Below are 18,400 nucleotides of genomic sequence, written 5' to 3'. Positions count from 1 at the left end.
GGTGCGGCACGCCATGCTGCGGCTACGCGCCGGCACCGACGATGCCGGCGACCCGTCGCCCCCCGTGCCCGAACCGGCCGCAGCGCCGATCGCCGAACCGGCCACGCCCGGTGAACTCAACGCGGCCGCCGTGCGGACCATGTGGCCGACGGTGCGCGACAAGGTGCGCCAGCGCAGCCGCACCACCGAGGTGATGCTGGCGGGCGCGACCGTCCGCGCGATCGAGGAGAACACGCTCGTGCTGACGCATTCGTCGGCGCCGCTGGCCAAGCGGCTGTGCGAACAGCGCAACGCCGACGTCATCGCCGAAGCGCTCAAAGACGCGCTGGGCGTCAACTGGCGGGTGCGTTGCGAGGTGGGCGCGGCAGCGCCGGTCGAGTCGGCCGCGCCGACCCCGAGGGCCGCAGAGCCGGCGCCCGACGTGACGCAGCGCGACGAAGAGGAACACATGCTCGCCGAAGCCGGCCGCACGGAGTCCTCGGCGCCGCGCCGCGATCCGGAGGAGGTCGCGCTCGAGCTGTTACAGAACGAGCTGGGCGCCCGCCGGATCGACGGGGGCTAGCGGCGGGTCGGCGCCCGAGGGCTAGCGGGCTAGGGCGTCCACCAGGGCCGCAGCGGCAGGTGGTCACAGCCGCGCTCGTCGACGTTGGCCGCCAGCACGTGGTGCAGCTGCAGGTTGTTCTGCTCGAAGGCGACCCGCGAGGCCGCCATGTACAGGCCCCACACCTTGGCGGTGGCCAAGCCGACCTCGTCGACCGCTTCGTCCCAGTGCTCGACGAGGTTGCGGCACCAGTCGCGCAGCGTCATCGCGTAGTGATGCCGGAAGTTCTCCTCGTGCAACACCTCGAAGCCGACGTCCTGGACCTCGGTGATGATGCGCCCCGAACCGGTCAGCTCCCCGTCCGGGAACACATACCGGTCGGTGAAGCCGCCCGCGAAGGAGGTCGACTTGTTGTCGTGGCGGGTGATGCAGTGGTTGAGCAGCAGCCCGCCGGTGCGCAGCTTCGACTTCAGGAACCCGAAGTAGGCCGGGTAGTTCTTGACACCGATGTGCTCGGTCAACCCGATCGAGGACACCGCGTCGAAACCGCCCTCGCGGATGTCGCGGTAGTCCGAATGCCGGACTTCGGCCAAGTCCTCGAGACCCTCATCCCGGATTGCCCCTTGCGCCCACTTCGCCTGCTCGCTCGACAAGGTGGCGCCGATCACCCGGACGCCGCGTCGCGCGGCGAAGCGCACCATGCCGCCCCAACCGCAGCCGACGTCGAGCAACCGGTCACCTTGCTGCAGCCGCAACTTCTCGAAGACCACCCGGTACTTGTTCTCCTGGGCTTCTTCCAGCGTTGCGTCGGCGTCGGGGTAGACCGCACACGTGTATGTCATCGACGGGCCGAGCACCCATTCGTAGAAGGCGTTGGAGACGTCGTAGTGGTGGTGGATGGCCTCGGCGTCGCGGGTCTTGGTGTGCATCAGCCCGTCGGCGATCCGCCGCCACCGGGGCGGCGTTTCTTGCGGCGGCGGGGCGATCGGGACCAGCCGCTCCAGCCCCATCGAGCGCACCACGTTGGCGAGCACCCGTGCCGGCGGCCGCTTGAATTGGACGCGGTCGGTCAGCGTCTTGAGCAGCTGGTAGGGATCACCGGGGTGCACGCCGTAGAGGTCCAGGTCGCCCGCCACGTATGCGCGGGCCAGACCCAGTTCACCGGGAGCGGTGGCCAGGTAGGTGGCGCCACGCGGGGTCCGAAGATCCAGGCCCAGTTCCGCGTCCTTGCTGCCGGCGGTGCTGCCGTCGTAGGCGGTGAACTTCAGCGGGTGTCGCCCGGTGGCGGCGAAGATCTCCAGGATCTCCGCCATGCTGAGTTTTCCGGCCGTGGCGCGGCGGGGTTCCTTGGTCTCGCTAATAGAAGTCATCGCCGTTGCACCGCCTTTGCGTAGAGGTCGAGTAGCCGGGAATCGGGATCGTAGGTTTTCTTGACCGTGTTGTAGGCCTCGCCGCCGTACAACTCGTCGAATTCCTCGCGGGCGTAATAGGAGTCGGAATACAGCGACTTGTGCCCGTCGAGCTCGCTCACCTTCGCTTCGATCGTCCGGTTGGTGGTGCCTTCCGTGGCGCCCGCCGGCACCGAAGACCAGAAGCCGATGTTGACGTACGTGTGGTCCGGCCGCATCGGATACAGCGGCCAGCGCCCATGGTCGCGCAGCCGTAGCGGACACAGCCAGATCGGGGTGATGGGCACGCTTCGCAGGAACCACTCCAGGAACTCGCAGGTCCGTTCGACCGGCACCTCGACATCCTGGACCACCCGCTCCCGCGGGGGACGGCCGTGGCGTTTCTCGATGCGGTCGGCGACGCCGAAGCGCTGGTCCATGGCGACGAGCTTCGAGTAGACGCTGCTGCGCCGGTAGCGGCGCGGCCACCAGCGCCGCAGCCGGGGGTTCTGCACACCGAACGCGCGCGAGCACCAGAACCAATCGGTGTCCCAGCGCCAGAAGTAGTCGTGCGTCGTCAACCGGTCGTCTTTGGTGGCTTCTTGTGCGAGTTCCGAGCCGGGGGAGTCGTGCCGGATCGACTGGTAGTAGATGCTGTTACCGGTGTAGTCGCTGACCGGCCCCGGGGTGGTGGTTCGCCGGCCCACGCACAGGTAGCTCTCCTCGGCGCTGAACACCACACCGTCCAGATAGTCGACCGGCGTCCCGCCCTGCCCGCCGGTATCGATGATGCGTTCCATCGCCGCGATCAGCGCCGGCAGCGAGCGGAACCGGACGTGCCGCAACGCGACAAACGGCGCGATTGGCTCCAGCTCGATCCGCAGCCGCGTTGAATACCCAAGCGTCCCATAGGAATTGGGGAAAGCGCGGAACAGGTCGGGATGCTGGGTGCGCGACGCGGTGAGCAACTCGCCGGCGCCGGTGAGGATGTCCATTTCCAGCACCGATTCATGCGGCAGGCCATTGCGAAACGATGCCGACTCGATGCCCAGGCCGCTGACCGCACCGCCGAGCGTGATGGTCTTCAATTGCGGGACGACCAGTGGCGAAAGGCCGTAAGGCAGCGTCGCGGCCACCAGATCCTCATAGGTGCACATGCCGGCCACATCGGCGGTGCGGGCCTCGGGATCGACGCTCAGCACGCGGGTCAGACCCGACGTGTCCAGGCCGTGGGCGTCGCGTTTAGTGCGGGCGCGGAACAGGTTTGAGGTCGGCTTGGCGAGCCTGACGGCGGACGTTGCCGGGATGGATCGATAACTCGCCATCAACCGGTCAACGCCCGCCTTGTGCGCCGAGAGTGCAGATCCAGGGACAGGCACCACATATACCCTAGTCTTCGACAACAGCCCGTGCACCCGCGCGCGGGCCGCATAGCTTCAGGAGTTGTTTTGGGACAGGTGAGTGCTGCCAGCACAATTTTGGTCAATGCCGAGCCGGCCGCCACCCTCGCGGCCGTCGGGGACTATCAGCAGGTGCGCCCGAAGATTCTGTCCCCGCAGTACAGCGATTACCAGGTGTTACAGGGCGGCCAGGGCGCCGGTACCGTCGCCAAATGGAAGCTGCAGGCCACCAAATCTCGCGTCCGCGACATGCAGGTCAGCGTCGACGTCGCCGGCCATTCCGTCATCGAGAAGGACGCCAACTCGTCGATGATCATCAACTGGACGGTGGCCCCCGCCGGTCCCGGGTCCAGCGTCACCGTGAAGACCACCTGGACCGGTGCGGGCGGCGTCAAGGGTTTCTTCGAGAAAACCTTTGCGCCGTTGGGATTGAAGAGGATTCAGGGCGAGGTATTGGCCAACCTGAAGCGGGAACTGGAAAGCTAGCCCGAGCCGGAACGGCGGCTGGCAACCGCCACCGTCGGCCCCAAGCGTTGGTTCGGGAATTCGACGGTGATCGCCGGGTCGGCGAACTGGGCGAGCGCCCTCAGCGCCGACGGGCTGTACGTGCGTAGCTGGCTGATGAAACCGTCGTGTGCCAGCGGGCTCACCCGGGTAAAAGGCCACGTCGCCGCCAACACCACCGAGTGGAGCGCTGCCGCGGGCCGGCGGAGATCGATGATCAACAACTTTTTCGCGGCCCGGGTCCCTTCGGCGAACACCCGGGCGGCCCGCGCGGGCGGCAGGTGATGTAACGACATCGCGAAAACCGCGAGGTCGTACTGCCCGTCCGGGGCGTCGATCGCGGTCGCGTCCATCTGCCGCACCGTGGCCCGTGGGTGAGTGCCGAGGTCCCCGGCGGCGACGGCGGCCACGAACGTGGGGTCAATGTCGGTGACCGTCACGTGTGCGGTGGGGAGCATCTCGAGCAGCTTGCTCGACAGCCCGCCGAGGCCCGCCCCCAGCTCGAGGATCTTCGGAGAGGGCGTATCGGCCAGCTCGGCAAGCACGATCCTGGCCAACTTTTCATGAGCACCCAAGAAGCGTCGTCGTCCGGCGCGGTCGAGCGCGTGGACGACCTTTTGCTTCAGATCGTCGACATCGTCGCGGTCGAGGTATTCCAGCCGCTCGGTCTGCAACCGACGGTCCAGCCAGGAGGCGTTCGGCCCGCCCCGGGGCATGTTCGCGATGTCGTGGGCGCTGCTGTCCACGTAGATCATCATGGACCATCGGTGCACCGATCGACCGAGTTTTGCGCGCAATCCGTGGCCACAGAAGTGCTCGATCTGTGTTGTCGTGCCGGGGCCCGCGCTACCATGAATTGCCGGTTTCCCGAAGGGAAGACAATGCGCGGAAATTCCTCTGCGATCCACCGGGCGTTCCGGACAGTTTCCCAGTCCTATGGCCTGATGCGACAAAAAGACGCCGCGGCTTACTACACGATGATCGGCGACGACGTCATCGATTTCATGAATGAGGGTTACGTCGATAACTCCAAGCCCTTGTGGCTAAACCTCGGTTACTGGAAAGTCGCTCGCACCTATCCGGACGCTTGTGTCGCGATGGTGGAGCTATTGGGGACGCGGGCCGGGTTGAAACCAGGCGACAGAGTCCTCGACGTCGGCGTCGGTTTCGGGGAGCAGGACTTTGTTCTTCTCGAGCGCTTCAAGCTTTCCCACATTACGGGTATCGACATCACCCCGGTCCACGTCGACATGGGCCGAGACCGCGTCGCCAAGCGCGGGCTGGACAACCAAATCGATATCCGGTGCGGTTCCGCGACTGCAATGGATTTTCCCGACATGTCGTTCGAAAAAGTCTTGGCCCTGGAATGCGCATTCCACTTCGACACCCGCGATCAATTCATCCGCGAAGCGTTCCGCGTCCTCAAGCCCGGCGGAACCATTGCGCTCACCGATATGTTGCCCAAACCTGGCAAGAAATCCGGACTGACGACCGCGTTCGGCCGGAAGTACGGACACATTCCGAAAGCCAATTACTACGACCGGCAGGAATACTCGGGCCGGCTGGCCGCCGCGGGATTCGGGGATATTCGGGTGGAATCGATCCGGGAAGACGTGTACCCGGGCATGGCCAAGTACACCCGGCAGCGCATTCAGGCAAAGAAAAAGATGAATGAAGTGGTCGTGGAAGTGACGGAAGACGATCGCGCGCAATGCCGCGGCGTATCGCTGTGGGAACGATCGACCGGCTTCTCGGACTATGTGATCGTGTCGGCACGGAAGCCCTTAAAAGCCAAGGGAATTCGCCGATGACGTGGACGTGCTAGAGGAGTCCGAGCAGTCGCAGGTCGGTCGCGTACTTGGTGATGATCGGCGCCGACACGTGCGGAATGTCATGGTCGGGGCCGATTTTCGCGTCTTGGACCGCGGCACGGAACCGGTCGGTCGGCGCGTAGGACCCGCGGCTCGGCTCGGGGGGCTCCAACTGGTCGGCCGCGTGTAACACGAACTCCAGCACGTCCTGGACCGAGTGCCGGCGCTGTCGATCCGGCAGCGCACTCAGGGCGGCCTCGAACCGCTGCAACCACTCCCCGAAGTCGCCGATGCGCTCGATCGGGTGGCCGGCCTCGATCAGCCAGTCGACGTACTCATCGAGCCCGATGCCGTCGTCGTGCGGGTTCATCACGTGGTAGGTCTGGAATCCGTCGACCGCCCGGGCGCCCAGCGTGGCGATCGCCTCGGCGACGAAACCGACTGGCAGCCCGTCGAAGTGTGCGCGTTGCCGATTGCCGTCGGCGTCGAGCCGGAAGAACGAGGCGGGCGCGACGCCGGTGGCCAGGATGCTCAACGCCGTGCGGGTGAACACGTCCGGCAGATTGAGCTGGCCCGCATACGCGGGGTCGGCCAGGATTACGTCGCAACGAAATACCGAGACCGGCAGCCCGCACAGGTCGTGGGCCTCGCGCAGCAGTACCTCGCCGGCCCACTTGCTGTTGGGGTATCCGTTGCCGTAGCTGTGGTCGATCCTGCGCGTGGGGCTGATGACCCGGATGTCGGCGTCCTCGGTGAACAGCGACCGTTCGATCTGGTAGCCCACGGCGCTCGTCGACACATAGGCGTAGGGCTTGATCTTGGTGGTGAGTGCCATCCGGATCAGCTCGGCGGTGCCCATGACGTTGGGCCCGAAGAATTCGCGGTAGGGCAGGACGGTGTTGACCAGCGCGGCGGGATCGACGATCAGGTCGACGGTGTCGGCCAGCCGCTGCCAGGTCTGCCGGTCCAGGCCGAGGTTGGCTTCACCCTTATCGCCGGCGACGACCTGGAGATGATCGGCGGCCAGTTCCTGGTAGTGGTGCAACAGCTCCGGGTCGCCGCTGTCGAAGGTTTTGTCCAGCCGGCGTCGCGCCTCGTCGACAGATTTGGCGCGCACCAGGCAGATCAGGGTGCCGTCGACGAGCTTCATTCGCTCGAGCCATTGCAGAGCGAGGTAGCGGCCGAGGAAACCGGTGGCCCCGGTGAGCAGGACGGTCCGCGCCGCGGTACCGGCCCGGGGCAGGCTCGGCGCCGCCGACAGTGTCGGGGCGTCGATGAACTTGTCCAGCCTCAGATCGCCGGCGCGCACCTCGGTGCTGTCACTTCCGTGCACGGCTGCAAAGAGCAGATCGCTGGCCGGACTTTCATGTCGATCCAACCGCTCGCTCAGGCCTCTGACGGACGGGGCGTCGAAAACCATACGTACCGCCACGTTGGTATCCAGGGCTTTGTTGATCGAGTCGATCAGGCGCATCGCCGACAGCGAATCGCCGCCCAGGTCGAAGAACGACTCGTCGACCCCGACCCGCTCGAGCCCCAGGACCTGGGCGTAGACGCCGGCCACGATCTTCTCCGTCGGGGTCTGCGGCGCCTGGAAGGGTGTGGCGGCAAACACCGGCGCGGGCAGCGCCTTTCGGTCGATCTTGCCCGAGGAGGTCAACGGGAATCGCTCGAGCACGACGATCTGAGACGGCACCATGTAGTCGGGTAACCGTGTGCTCAGACGCTGACGCACCGCACTGACCTTGGTGTTGGTGCGGGGTTCGTTGGCGTGGGCGGTACTCCGGTGGGCCCGGGTGTCTGGCAGGTAGAGGTCGGTCACAGGGTGTGGTTCGGGGATGAAGACGGCTTCGAGCGTGCCGGGTTGGGCGCCCCAGGTCACCGCGACGTGATATCCGGCGGCTTCGCCCGCGCGGTGCAGTTGTTCGGGAGTGGCGGTATCGGGGATCGCCGTGGCTTGGGCGAGCGCGTCGGCCAGCGGTAGCCCGGCCGCGAGGCTCTGTTCGAGGTGGACGTCGGCGATCACTCCCGTATGGGGGATTTCGGCGACGCGGATCGTGGCGGGACGTTGCGTCATCAACTGGGTGCGCAACCCGTCCAGCCCCGCGCATTGGGCCCACGTGCAGGTGGGCACGGCCGCGAGCGAGCGCGCCGGCGTCGGGGTTTTATGGATGACAACGTCGTAGCGGTACCGGTTCACTTCGTTGTCGGCGAGCCCGCGTTTGACCTGGATGTCGAGCCCGGCCACCGATGGTCGCTCGGCGGCCCAGGCAAGGAAAAACTCTGGGGCTAAGAGCAATTCGGATTCGCTGAGCATGGCGCGCTGAACCCACTGGCGGATCTCGGCGGTGTCCGTGCTGTCGGTGCGGGTCAGCGCGACCGCGGTTTGGAAGGCGGCTTGCAGGGTGTGGTTGCGGACGTCGCCGAGGAAGAGGGCCCCGCCGGGGGCCAGCAGATCCATGGCGTGGTCGATGACCTCGGCCAGGTATTGCCGATTGGGGAAGTACTGGATGACCGAGTTGAGCACGACGGTGTCGAAGTAGCCGGGCGGCAGCCCCTCGACCACATGGGCGGGTTGGGTCAGCAACCGGACCCGGTCGCGCCAAGGGATCTGCAACCGCTCCAGCGAACGGGCCAGGTAGTCGATGGCCGCCGGCGAGATGTCGGTGGCAACGTAATGCTCACAGCGCGGGGCGATCTCCGACAACACCAACCCTGAGCCCGCGCCGATCTCCAACACTCTTCGCGGCCGTAGGGTGCCGATCCGATCGACCGTTGCCGATCGCCACTCCACCATCTCCTGGAGCGGAATCGGATCCCCGGTGAAGCTGCTGTTCCAGCTCCGAAAGTCCATGCCGAACGCCGGCTCCCCGACCTGGGTGCCGTACAGCTCGTCCCAGACGTGTTGCCAGCCTTCGACGGTTTCGGCGTCGTGGTCGGCTCCGGCGTCGCGCTCGAGGGTGAGGTAGGCGACGAGATGCGCTCCGGTCTTGGTGTGGTGCACGGTTGCGGCCGCCTGGGTGACCTGCGGGCACGACAGCAGGGTGTTTTCGATTTCGCCCAATTCGATGCGTTGTCCGCGCAACTTGACCTGGGAATCGGCGCGGCCCACGTAGTCCAGGGTTCCGTCCGGAGTCCAGCGCACCAGGTCACCGGTGCGGTACATCCGCGCCCCGGCAGCGCCATAGGGGTTCGCGACGAATCGTTCCGCGGTCAGGTCGACCCGGCCCAGATAGCCGTGCGCAAGCACCGGCCCGCTGACATACAACTCGCCGACCACTCCCCTGGGCACCGGGTTCAACCGGGCATCGAGAACCACCGCGCACGCTCCGGGCAGCGGGGCGCCGATGCCCACCGGCTGCCCCGCCGACAGCGGCGCAGTGCAGGTGACCCAGATTGTGGTCTCGGTGGGGCCGTAGGTGTTGAACATCCGCCGGCCCGGCGCCCAGGTGGCCGCCAACTCGGCCGGCAGGGCCTCCCCGATGGTGATCAGCGTGTCCACGCCCTGCAGCCGGTTCGGATCCAGCGACGACAACACCGTCGGGGTGAATACCGCCGCATTGACCTGCTGGTCTTGCAGCAACGTGGTCAACGCCTCCCCCGCGTAGGCGTCCCTGCCCGCCACCACCAGCGCCGCCCCCGACCTCACCGCCGCCAACAACTCGCCGACCGAAACATCGAAGGTCGGCGCGGCCACCATCAGCAGCCGCGAATCCGCTCCTAACCCGACGCTTTCGCCGAGCGCCGCCGCCAGCAGACCGGCGTGGCTGACAGCGACCCCTTTGGGGGCACCGGTGGACCCCGACGTGAACATCACGTACGCGGTGTTGCCCACCCCCAACGGCGCCAGCCGCTCGGCGTCGGTAATCGTGTCCGCGCACCGTCCGCTCAGGTCCAGCCCGTCGACGCGCAGCACCGGGCGCGCCCCGGCCCCGGCCACGGTGCCGGCGCCACACGTCAACACCCACCCCGCGTCGACCGTGTCCAGCATCGTGGCGACCCGTTCGACCGGATAGGCCCGATCCACCGGCACATAAGCCCCGCCGGCCTTGACCACCGCCCACCAGGCCACCACCAACTCCAGGCACCGATCCATTGCCACGCCCACGGCGTGCTCGGGACCCACCCCGGCCTCGATCAGCATCCGCGCCAGCCGCGTCGACCACTCGTCCAGCTCGCGATACGAGACCTCCCGGGCGCCGTCCACCACCGCCACCGCGTCGGGACGTGCCGCCACCGCCGCGGCCAACAACTGCGGCGCCACCTCCACGGGCGTTCCCACGCCGGCGCCAGACCACTGCGACAGCACTAGGTCCCGCTCGCGGCGATCGAGCAGCGGGACGTCTCCCACCACCACCGACGCATCCGCCACCACCGCCTCGATCAGGCGCCCAAGCCAGGCGACCAACCGCTCGACCGTGACCCGGTCGAACAGATCGCTGGCATACGTCACGACACCGGTGGCCATCGGCGCCGCCGGATCGTCGGTCGGCACTTCGCTGAACTCGAATTCCAGGTCGAATTTGGCGGTGCCCGTCGCCGCCGTCAGCGGCTCGACACTGAGCTCGTCGAACGACAACGCCTCGGGGCGCACATTGTTCTGGAAGGCCATGAACACCTGAAACAGTGGATGGTGTGCGGTGGATCGCGCGGGATTCAGCTGCTCGACGAGCCGCTCGAACGGGACATCCTGATTGCCGTAGGCATCCAGCGCCTTATGGCGCACCTGTTGGAGCACATCGCTGAACCGGTGCGCAGAAGTGATCCCCACCCGCAACACCCAGGTGTTGACGAAGAACCCGACCAGATCGTCGAGCGCCTGATCCAACCTTCCGGCGATCGGCGTGCCCATCACCACGTCCTCGCCGACGCCAACTCGGTGCAACAGCACCGCCACCACCGCTTGGAGAACCATCGATGCCGTCGTATTATGCTCTGCAGCAACGCCTTTGACGCCGGCCCAGATTTTCGGGTCGATGGCCACGTCGATCGCATCACCGCGGAAACTGGGCTCCGGCGAACGGGCCCGATCCGTCGGCAGCGAGGCCACTACCGGCAGATCGGCCAGTTCTTGCCGCCAGTACCGCAACTGGCCCGCGATGACGCTGTCCGGATCGGACTCAGCACCCAACAAGTCCGATTGCCAAAGCGTGTAATCCGCATACTGCACCGGCAGCGGCGCCCACCGCGGCGCCTCCCCGCGCGCCCGTGCCCGGTAAGCCTCGGCGATGTCCCTGACCATCGGCGCGAACGACCATCCGTCAAAAGCGATGTGGTGCAACACGATTGTTACCACATGCCGCTCGGGCCCGACGGAATAGATCTGCGCGCGGATCGGGATCTCCGCGGACAAATCGAATCGATGACCCGCGAGGGCGATCACGTGGGCGGCGACATCCTGCTCCGGCAAAGACGTGACCGCCCGGTCCCCGCCTCGCCACATGCCCGCCTTGGCCGGCATCACCTGCTGAAACGGCACACCGTCGATGTCGGGAAATATGGTGCGCAACGATTCGTGGCGGGCGACGACATCGTCGAGGGCCGATTCCAGCGCCGCGACGTTCAACGGCCCGCTCATCCGAAAAGCGATCGGCATGTTGTAGGTCGCAACCCCGCCCTCGAACCGGTTGAGGAACCACAGCCGGCTTTGGGCGAACGACAGCGGGACCACTGCCGGCCGCGGACCGGCCACCAACGGCTTACGCCGACCCGCATCCGGGCGCGAGTCGGCTCCTGGCCGGTCTGCACCCAGCACTCCGAGCAGTTCCAGGTCGGTGGCGTACTTGACGATGATCGGCGCCGTCACGTGCGGAATGTCCGCGATGTCCTTGTCGGGGCCGATCTTTGTCCTTTGGACCGCGGCGCGGAACCGGTCGGTCGGCGCATAGGACCCGCGACTCGGTTCGGGGGGATGCAGCTGAGTAGCGTTGCGCAACAGCAACATCTGCAGCACCGAGTGCCGGCGCTGTCGATCCGGCAGGGCGCGCAGGGCGGCCTCGAATCGCTGCAACCACTCCCCGAAGTCGTCGATGCGCTGGACGGGGTAACCGGCCTCGATCAGCCAGTCGACGTACTCGTCGGGCCCGATGCCGTCGTCGTGCGGGTTCATCGCGTGGTAGGTCTGGAATCCGTCGACCGCCCGGGCGCCCAGCGTGGCGATCGCCTCGGCGATAAAGCCGACTGGCAGCCCGTCGAAGTGTGCGCGTTGCCGATTGCCGTCGGCGTCGAGCCGGAAGAACGAGGCGGGCGCGATGCCGGTGGCCAGGATGCTCAGCACCATCCGGGTGACGGTGTCCGGCAGGTTGAGCTGCCCCGCGTAGGTGGTGTCGGCCAGGATCATGCCGGAGCGGAAGACCGAGACCGGCAGCCCGCACATGTCGTGCGCTTCGCGCAGCAGCACCTCGCCGGCCCACTTGCTGTTGCCGTAGCCGTTGGCCAGACTTCCGTCCACGGTGCGGGTCGGGCTGATGACCCGGATGTCGGCGTCCTCGGTGAACAGCGACCGCTCGATCTGGCGGCCGACGTCCGAAGTCGACACGTAGGCGTAGGGCTTGATCTTGGTGGTGAGTGCCATCCGGATCAGCTCGGCGGTGCCCATGACGTTGGGCCCGAACAGCTCTCGGTACGACAGGACCGCATTGACCAGCGCGGCGGCATCGACGATCAGATCGACGGTGTCGGCCAGCCGCTGCCAGGTCTGCCGGTCCAGGCCGAGGTTGGCTTCACCCTTATCGCCGGCGACGACCTGGAGATGATCGGCGGCCAGTTCCCGGTAGTGGCGCAACAACTTCGGGTCGCCGCTGTCGAAGGTCTTGTCCAGCCGGCGTCGCGCATCGTCGGCGGAAGTTCCGCGCACCAGGCAGATCAGGGTGCCGTCGACGAGTTGCATCCGCTCGAGCCATTGCAGAGCCAGGTAGCGGCCGAGGAAACCGGTGGCCCCCGTGAGCAGGACGGTCCGCGGCTCGGTCGTGGCCCGGGGCAGGCTCGGCGCCGCCGACAGCGTCGGGGCGTCGATGAACTTGTCGAGCCTCAGATCGCCGGCGCGCAGCTCCGTGGCGTCGCCGCCGTGCACGGAGGCGAAGCACCGATCGCTGGCCGGGCTCACGGCCGGGGCTGCTTCGAGCAGCCTGCCGTCCCTACCCAACAGCTGGCTCAGGCTTCTGACCGACGGCGCGTCGAAGATCGTGCGCACCGCCAGGTTGGTATCCAGGGTTTTGTTGATCGCGGTGACCAGGCGCATCGCCGACAGCGAATCGCCGCCCAGGTCGAAGAACGACTCGTCGACCCCGACCCGCTCGAGGCCCAGGGTCTGGGCGTACACGCCGGCCAGGACCTCTTCGACCACGTCGGCGGGGGCCCGGTAGGGACCGGCCCGGTATTCGGGTGCCGGCAGGGCGCGTCGGTCGAGCTTGCCGTTGACGGTGCGGGGCAGTGTCTGAACGACCATCACCGCGGCAGGGACCATGTAGGCCGGTAGCCGGTCGGCGAGCCGCGCGCGGATCGCGGCGGGGTCCACCGCTCCGGGGACGGACTCGGTGAGGTAGCCGACCAATCGTTTGTCGCCCGGGCGGTCCTCGCGGGCGATCACCACCGCCTGCTCCACCCCGTCCAGCGCGGCCAGTGCCGCCTGAATCTCACCGAGTTCGATGCGGTATCCGCGGATCTTGACCTGCTCATCGGCGCGCCCGAGATACTGCAGCTGCCCGTCGGCGCCCCACCGCACCAGATCCCCGGTGCGGTACATGCGTGTTCCGGGCTCCCCGAACGGACAGGCCACAAACCGCGACGCGGTCAGCCCGGCCCGGCGCAGATAGCCGCACCCGACGCCGCGGCCGGCCACGTACAACTCCCCGACCATGCCGACCGGCACCGCCCGCAGCCAGCCGTCCAGCACGAACAGGGCCGCCCCTGGCACCGGTGCACCGATGGGCACCACCGCCGACCCCGCCGCCAGCGGGGCGCTGATCGCCGCGTAAACCGTGGTCTCGGTCGGGCCGTAGCCGTTGATCATCACCCGCCCGGGCGCCCAACGGTCCACCACGTCGCCCGGGCAGGCCTCGGCGGCGACCATCAACGCCGCCGGTCCGAGACCCTCGGGTGAGAGCGCCGCCACGGCCGACGGGGTCTGGCTCAAGACGCTGACCCTTTCAGCCACGAGCAAGGCGTGGAAGGCCTCCGGTGCGGCCGCCACCGCCTCGGGCACCACGACCAGGCGGCCGCCGTGCAGCAAGGCGCCCCAGATCTCCCAGACCGAGTAGTCGAAGGCGTAGGAGTGGCACTGCGTCCACACCTGTTCCGGCCCGGGCTGCACGCCGACATCGAGTGAGTCGAACAGCCGGGTGACGTTGTGGTGGGTGACGGCGACGCCCTTGGGGACACCTGTGGTGCCCGAGGTGTAGATGATGTGGGCGACGTCGTCGGGGCCCGGCGGCGGGACCCCCGTCTCTGGGTAGGCATCAACGGCGGGGTCGTCGGTGGCGATGGCCGGAACGTCGTACCCGCGCAGCCGGTCGGCCAGGCCGATGGTGGTGACCGCGGCGATCGGCGCGGCGTCCGCCATCATGAACTGGATCCGGGCCGGCGGGTGCGCCGGGTCGATCGGCAAATAGGCCCCGCCCGCTTTCAGCGTTGCCAGGATCGCGATGATCGCGTCGGCGCACCGATTGAACAGCAGCGCCACACACTGGCCGGGTCCTACACCGTGTTCGATCAGCAAGTGCGCCAAGCGGTTTGATGCCAGGTCAAGATCGCGGTACGTCATCGAACGGCCGTCGAACGTGACCGCCACCGCCTCGGGTGTGCGCGCCGCCTGCGCGGCGAACAGGCCCGGAATCGACACCGGCGTCGCGGGCCGGGCCAATACCGCGCGGTTGCCGATCTCATCGAGGAGGGCGTGTTCGTCGGCATCGAGCACATCCGTCGACGACAACCGAGCCGTCGGATCGGCGGTCATAGCCACCAGCACCCGCCGCAACCGCGCGGTCAGCGCTTCGACGTCGGCCGCGTCGAAGACATCGCTGTCGAATTCGACGCGCAGGCCCAATTGGTCGCCCGGCATGGCCTGCAGTGTGAGCGGATAGTGGGTGGATTCGCGGGTGGCGACGTCGGTGATGGCCAGCTCGCGGACATCCAACGATGCGGCGGTGTCGATCGGGTAGTTCTCGTAGACGAACAGGGTGTCGAAGAGTTGGTCGTGGCCGGTGGCGCGGTGAATCTCGGTGAGCGCCAGGTGTTGGTGTTCCAGCGTGTGGTTGTGGTGGTTCCGCAGTTGGTCGAGCAGGTCGACGGTGCTGGTGGCCGGGGTGATGGTCGCGCGGACCGGCACCGTGTTGATCAACAGGCCGACCATCGTTTCCGCGCCGGGCACATCGGTCGGCCGGCCGGATACCGCGGTGCCGAAGGTGACGTCATGGTGGCCGGTCAGCCCCATCAGCAGCTGCGCCCACGCCGCCTGGAGCACGGTGTTGACGGTGGTGTGACACGAGCGCGCCAGGTCGGTCAGTGCCCGGGTGGTCTCCTCGGGCAACCGCGACGCGGTCACGCCGCGCCGCCCGAGCCCCGATCGGCGAGGTGGGGCCACCAGAGTGGGGGTATCGAAGCCGGCCAGCACATCGCGCCAGGCCGCGCGGGCGGCCTCCAGGTCCCGATCGGCTAGCCAGTCGACGAACCGGCGATACGGCGTGGCCGCGGGGAGTCGCTGTCCGTAATAGCCGGCGAAGATGTCCCCCAACAGGATCGGCAGGGACCAGCCGTCGAGCACGATGTGGTGATTGGTCAAAACGACCCGGTGCCGGCCTTCGGCGGTGCGGATCAAAGCCACCCGAAAAGCCGGTGGCTGGGCGAGGTCGCAGACCGCGGAGCGTTCGGCGGCGCACACCTGCTGGACCTGTTCCTCTGAGCCCAGTTCGAAGTACTGAAACGCAGGCGTCGGGTCGGCCGGAATGATTTGGACCGGCGCGTCGAATTCTTCGCAGAACCGGGCGGCCAGGTTGGGATGGCGGGTGATCACCGCGTGTACGGCGTCGTGCAGGCGATGCGGGTCGAGCGGGCCGGTGACGGTGATGTCCAGCTGCATCGCGTACAGGTCGTCATTGCCGCCGGCGGCGCCGGCGTGAAAGTGCAGTCCCTGCTGCAGGGGAGTCAACGGCAAGATATCGGCGATCCGGTATCGCTGCTGCAGCTCGTCGATCTGGGGCTGGCTGAGCCGGGCGGGGACGATATCGGAGGGCGTGAGTCCCCCGCCGCCGCGTAGGACGTGCGCGCAGATGCCGGCCAGGGCGTCGAACCACAGCCGGCTGAGCCTGCTGACCTGGCCGTGGTCCAGTGCAGAAGGGGCCCACGTCCAGGTCGCGTGCAGGTGTGGGCCGGCGCCGGCGTCATCGTTTTCCAACGCGACGGCGTTGACTTCCACGGTGTGTCCCAAGGGCATCGGCACGGTGGTCGCGGCGGCGACCGACAGGCCGTCCTGGCTGACGCGCCACAGCTCGTCGGGGAGGTCGGCGGCGCCCGCGCCCATCCGGCCCAAATAGTTGAACCCGATCGCCGGATCTGAACCGGGCATGTCGACGTCGGCGTTGAGGTAACGCAGCAGCCCGAAGGTCAGGCCGTCGGGCAGGGCGCGGAGCTGTTCCTTGGCGTCTTTGATCACCGCACCCAGGGCCGCGTCACCGCCCACGACCTGAGCCCAGCGCAGCCCCCCGACCGCCAGGGAGACCGGGTATTTGGTGGTGAACCAGCCCACCGTGCGCGACAGGTCGACGCCCCCGAACAGGTCGTCATGGCGCCCGTGGCCTTCGACGTCGATGCCGATGGGTGCGCCACCGTCGGCGCCGAAGTATTCGGCCCAGGCCATGCCGAAGGCGATCAGCAGGATGTCGGTGATGCCGGTGTGAAATGCCGCGGGCACCTCACCCAGCAGCAGGCGGGTTGTCTCGGCGTCCAGTGTTGCCGTCAGGTGCCCGGCGCCGGCATAGGTATCCACCTCGGGTTGTACCGGCGGCAGCGCGGCCGGGAGCGCCAACACCTTTCGCCAGCGGTCGGCCTTGTTGGCGACCGCGGGGGCGTGGGCGTGCTCGTCGAGCAGTGCGGCCCAGCGGGCAAATGAGGTCCCCGCTGCCGGCAGCGCGATCGGTTGTCCGCCGCGATGCTGACCCCACGCGATGTTCAAATCCTCCAACAGGATTCGCCAGGACACCGCGTCGATGGCCAGGTGGTGAATGACCAGCGCCAACTGGCCGGTCGCGGTCGCCCACAGTGCGCGAACCATTGCCCCGTCAGCCGGGTTCAACCGTGACCGGGCGTCTGACAGCGCCTCGCCGGAGAGCGCGTCGACGATCCGCAGGCAAGCATCGGAGTCGACCGAACCCGGTTCGGGCACGTGGAGCGACAGGTCGCCGGCATCGTCGGTGCCGGCGCGTAGCCGCAGCATGGCGTGCCGGTCCAGCAACGCCTGAAGAACGATCACCACGTCGGCCTCGGTGACCCCGGCGGGTGCCTGGACCACCATCGTCTGGTTGAACTGGTCGATCGGCCCGGCGACGGTGTAAAGCCAGCGCATGATCGGGGTGGCCGGCAGCGGCCCGACGCCCTCATCGACCGGAACGGTTTCGACGCCGGCCACCGCGGCCACGCGGGCCAGCCGGGCCACGGTCTGCTCGACGAAGATGTCGCGCGGCCGACACGTCAGCCCGGCCGCCCGCGCCTGGGCCACCACCTGCATCGACAAGATGCTGTCCCCGCCCAGGTCGAAGAATGACTCGTCAACCCCCACCCGCTGAAGCCCGAGCACCTGGGCGTAGATGCCGGCCAGGACCTCCTCGACCGCGTTGGTCGGCGCGCGGTAATGATCGACGTCCCCGTATTCCGGTGCCGGCAGGGCGCGAGTGTCAAGCTTGTTGTTGACCGTCAACGGCAATGCGTCGATGCCCACCACCGCGGCGGGAACCATATAGGCCGGGAGCCGCTCGGCCAGCTGGGCGCGCGCCTCGGCGGGGCCCGCCGTTCCGGTGATGTAGCCGACCAGGCGTTTGTCGCCCGGACGGTCCTCACGGGCGATCACCACCGCCTGCTCAACGCCGTCCAGCCCCGCCAGCGCGGTCTGGATCTCGCCGAGTTCGATGCGGTACCCGCGGATCTTCACCTGATCATCGGCGCGTCCGAGGTAGCGCAGCTGCCCGTCGGGACCCCACCGCACGAGGTCGCCGGTGCGATACATGCGCGTCCCGGGTTCGCCGAAGGGACAGGGGACAAAGCGTGACGCGGTCAATCCGGCTCGGCGCACATACCCGACCCCCACGCCGCGGCCGGCCACATACAACTCGCCGACCACCCCCGGCGGCGCGGGGCGCAGCCATTCGTCGAGGACGAACAACGCCGCGGTGGTGACGGGAACGCCGATCGGCGCCGCCCCGGACCCCGCTGCCAGCGGCCGGCTCATCGACGCGTACACCGTCGCCTCGGTCGGTCCGTAGGCGTTGACCACCACCCGTCCGGGTGCCCAGCGATCCACCACCTCGGCGGGGACGGCCTCACCACCCAGCAGCAGCGCCACCGAATCCAGCCCCTGCGGTGCGAGCGCGGCCGCCGCGGACGGGGTCTGGGTGAGCACGTTCACCCCTTCGTCGACCAGTAAGGCGTGGAAGTCCTCCGGCGAGGCGGCTACCTCGTCGGGCACGACGACCAGCCGCCCGCCGCCGAGCAGCGCGGCCCAGATTTCCCACACCGAGAAGTCGAAGGCATAAGAGTGGCATTGGGTCC

General features: G+C 67.8%; 6 protein-coding genes and 2 pseudogenes (1 of these 8 running past the window's edge). 3 read left to right on the top strand and 5 right to left on the bottom strand.

Going from position 1 to position 18,400, the window contains the following annotated elements; genetic code table 11:
* Window positions 1-562 (top strand): annotated as a pseudogene (locus A5750_RS11570) (DNA polymerase III subunit gamma/tau); the annotation flags it as partial.
* A 29-nt stretch (window positions 563-591) separates the two neighbouring features.
* On the opposite strand, the gene A5750_RS11565 reads toward A5750_RS11570, so the two are convergent.
* Both A5750_RS11565 and A5750_RS11560 read right to left on the bottom strand, forming a co-directional pair.
* Window positions 592-1,902: a class I SAM-dependent methyltransferase gene (locus tag A5750_RS11565; RefSeq protein ID WP_369829485.1), complete on the bottom strand. Its 1,311-nt coding sequence runs from the start codon at window positions 1,900-1,902 to the stop codon at window positions 592-594.
* 5 nt (window positions 1,903-1,907) lie between these two features.
* Window positions 1,908-3,311: an FAD-binding oxidoreductase gene (locus tag A5750_RS11560; protein WP_067262869.1), complete on the bottom strand. Its 1,404-nt coding sequence runs from the start codon at window positions 3,309-3,311 to the stop codon at window positions 1,908-1,910.
* Window positions 3,312-3,377: 66 nt separating this feature from the next.
* Here A5750_RS11560 and A5750_RS11555 point away from each other — a divergent pair, with 66 nt between their 5' ends.
* Complete coding sequence (locus A5750_RS11555) at window positions 3,378-3,815, top strand: SRPBCC family protein (protein ID WP_067262865.1); 438 nt, start codon at window positions 3,378-3,380, stop codon at window positions 3,813-3,815.
* Here the strand turns inward: A5750_RS11555 and A5750_RS11550 are convergent.
* Entirely contained in the window at window positions 3,812-4,588 is a 777-nt protein-coding gene (locus A5750_RS11550) for a methyltransferase domain-containing protein (protein WP_066956051.1), read from the bottom strand. The two genes, A5750_RS11555 and A5750_RS11550, sit on opposite strands and share 4 nt — an antisense overlap.
* 189 nt (window positions 4,589-4,777) lie before the next feature.
* On the opposite strand from A5750_RS11550, the gene A5750_RS11545 reads away from it, so the two are divergent.
* Entirely contained in the window at window positions 4,778-5,644 is an 867-nt protein-coding gene (locus tag A5750_RS11545; protein ID WP_197505412.1) for a class I SAM-dependent methyltransferase, read from the top strand.
* A 10-nt stretch (window positions 5,645-5,654) separates the two neighbouring features.
* Here the strand turns inward: A5750_RS11545 and A5750_RS26590 are convergent, their stop codons facing one another.
* Together A5750_RS26590 and A5750_RS26585 are read right to left on the bottom strand one after the other, a co-directional pair.
* A complete protein-coding gene (locus A5750_RS26590; RefSeq protein ID WP_369829484.1) occupies window positions 5,655-11,315 on the bottom strand; it encodes an amino acid adenylation domain-containing protein in 5,661 nt (1,886 codons plus the stop codon).
* 78 nt (window positions 11,316-11,393) lie between these two features.
* Window positions 11,394-18,400 (bottom strand): annotated as a pseudogene (locus A5750_RS26585) (non-ribosomal peptide synthase/polyketide synthase) (its annotated part continues 20,385 nt past the right edge of the window); the annotation flags it as partial.

Source organism: Mycobacterium sp. 852002-51613_SCH5001154, from assembly GCF_001667425.1.
In the GTDB taxonomy this organism is placed as follows: domain Bacteria; phylum Actinomycetota; class Actinomycetes; order Mycobacteriales; family Mycobacteriaceae; genus Mycobacterium.
This window is presented reverse-complemented; position numbering and strand designations above follow the sequence as displayed.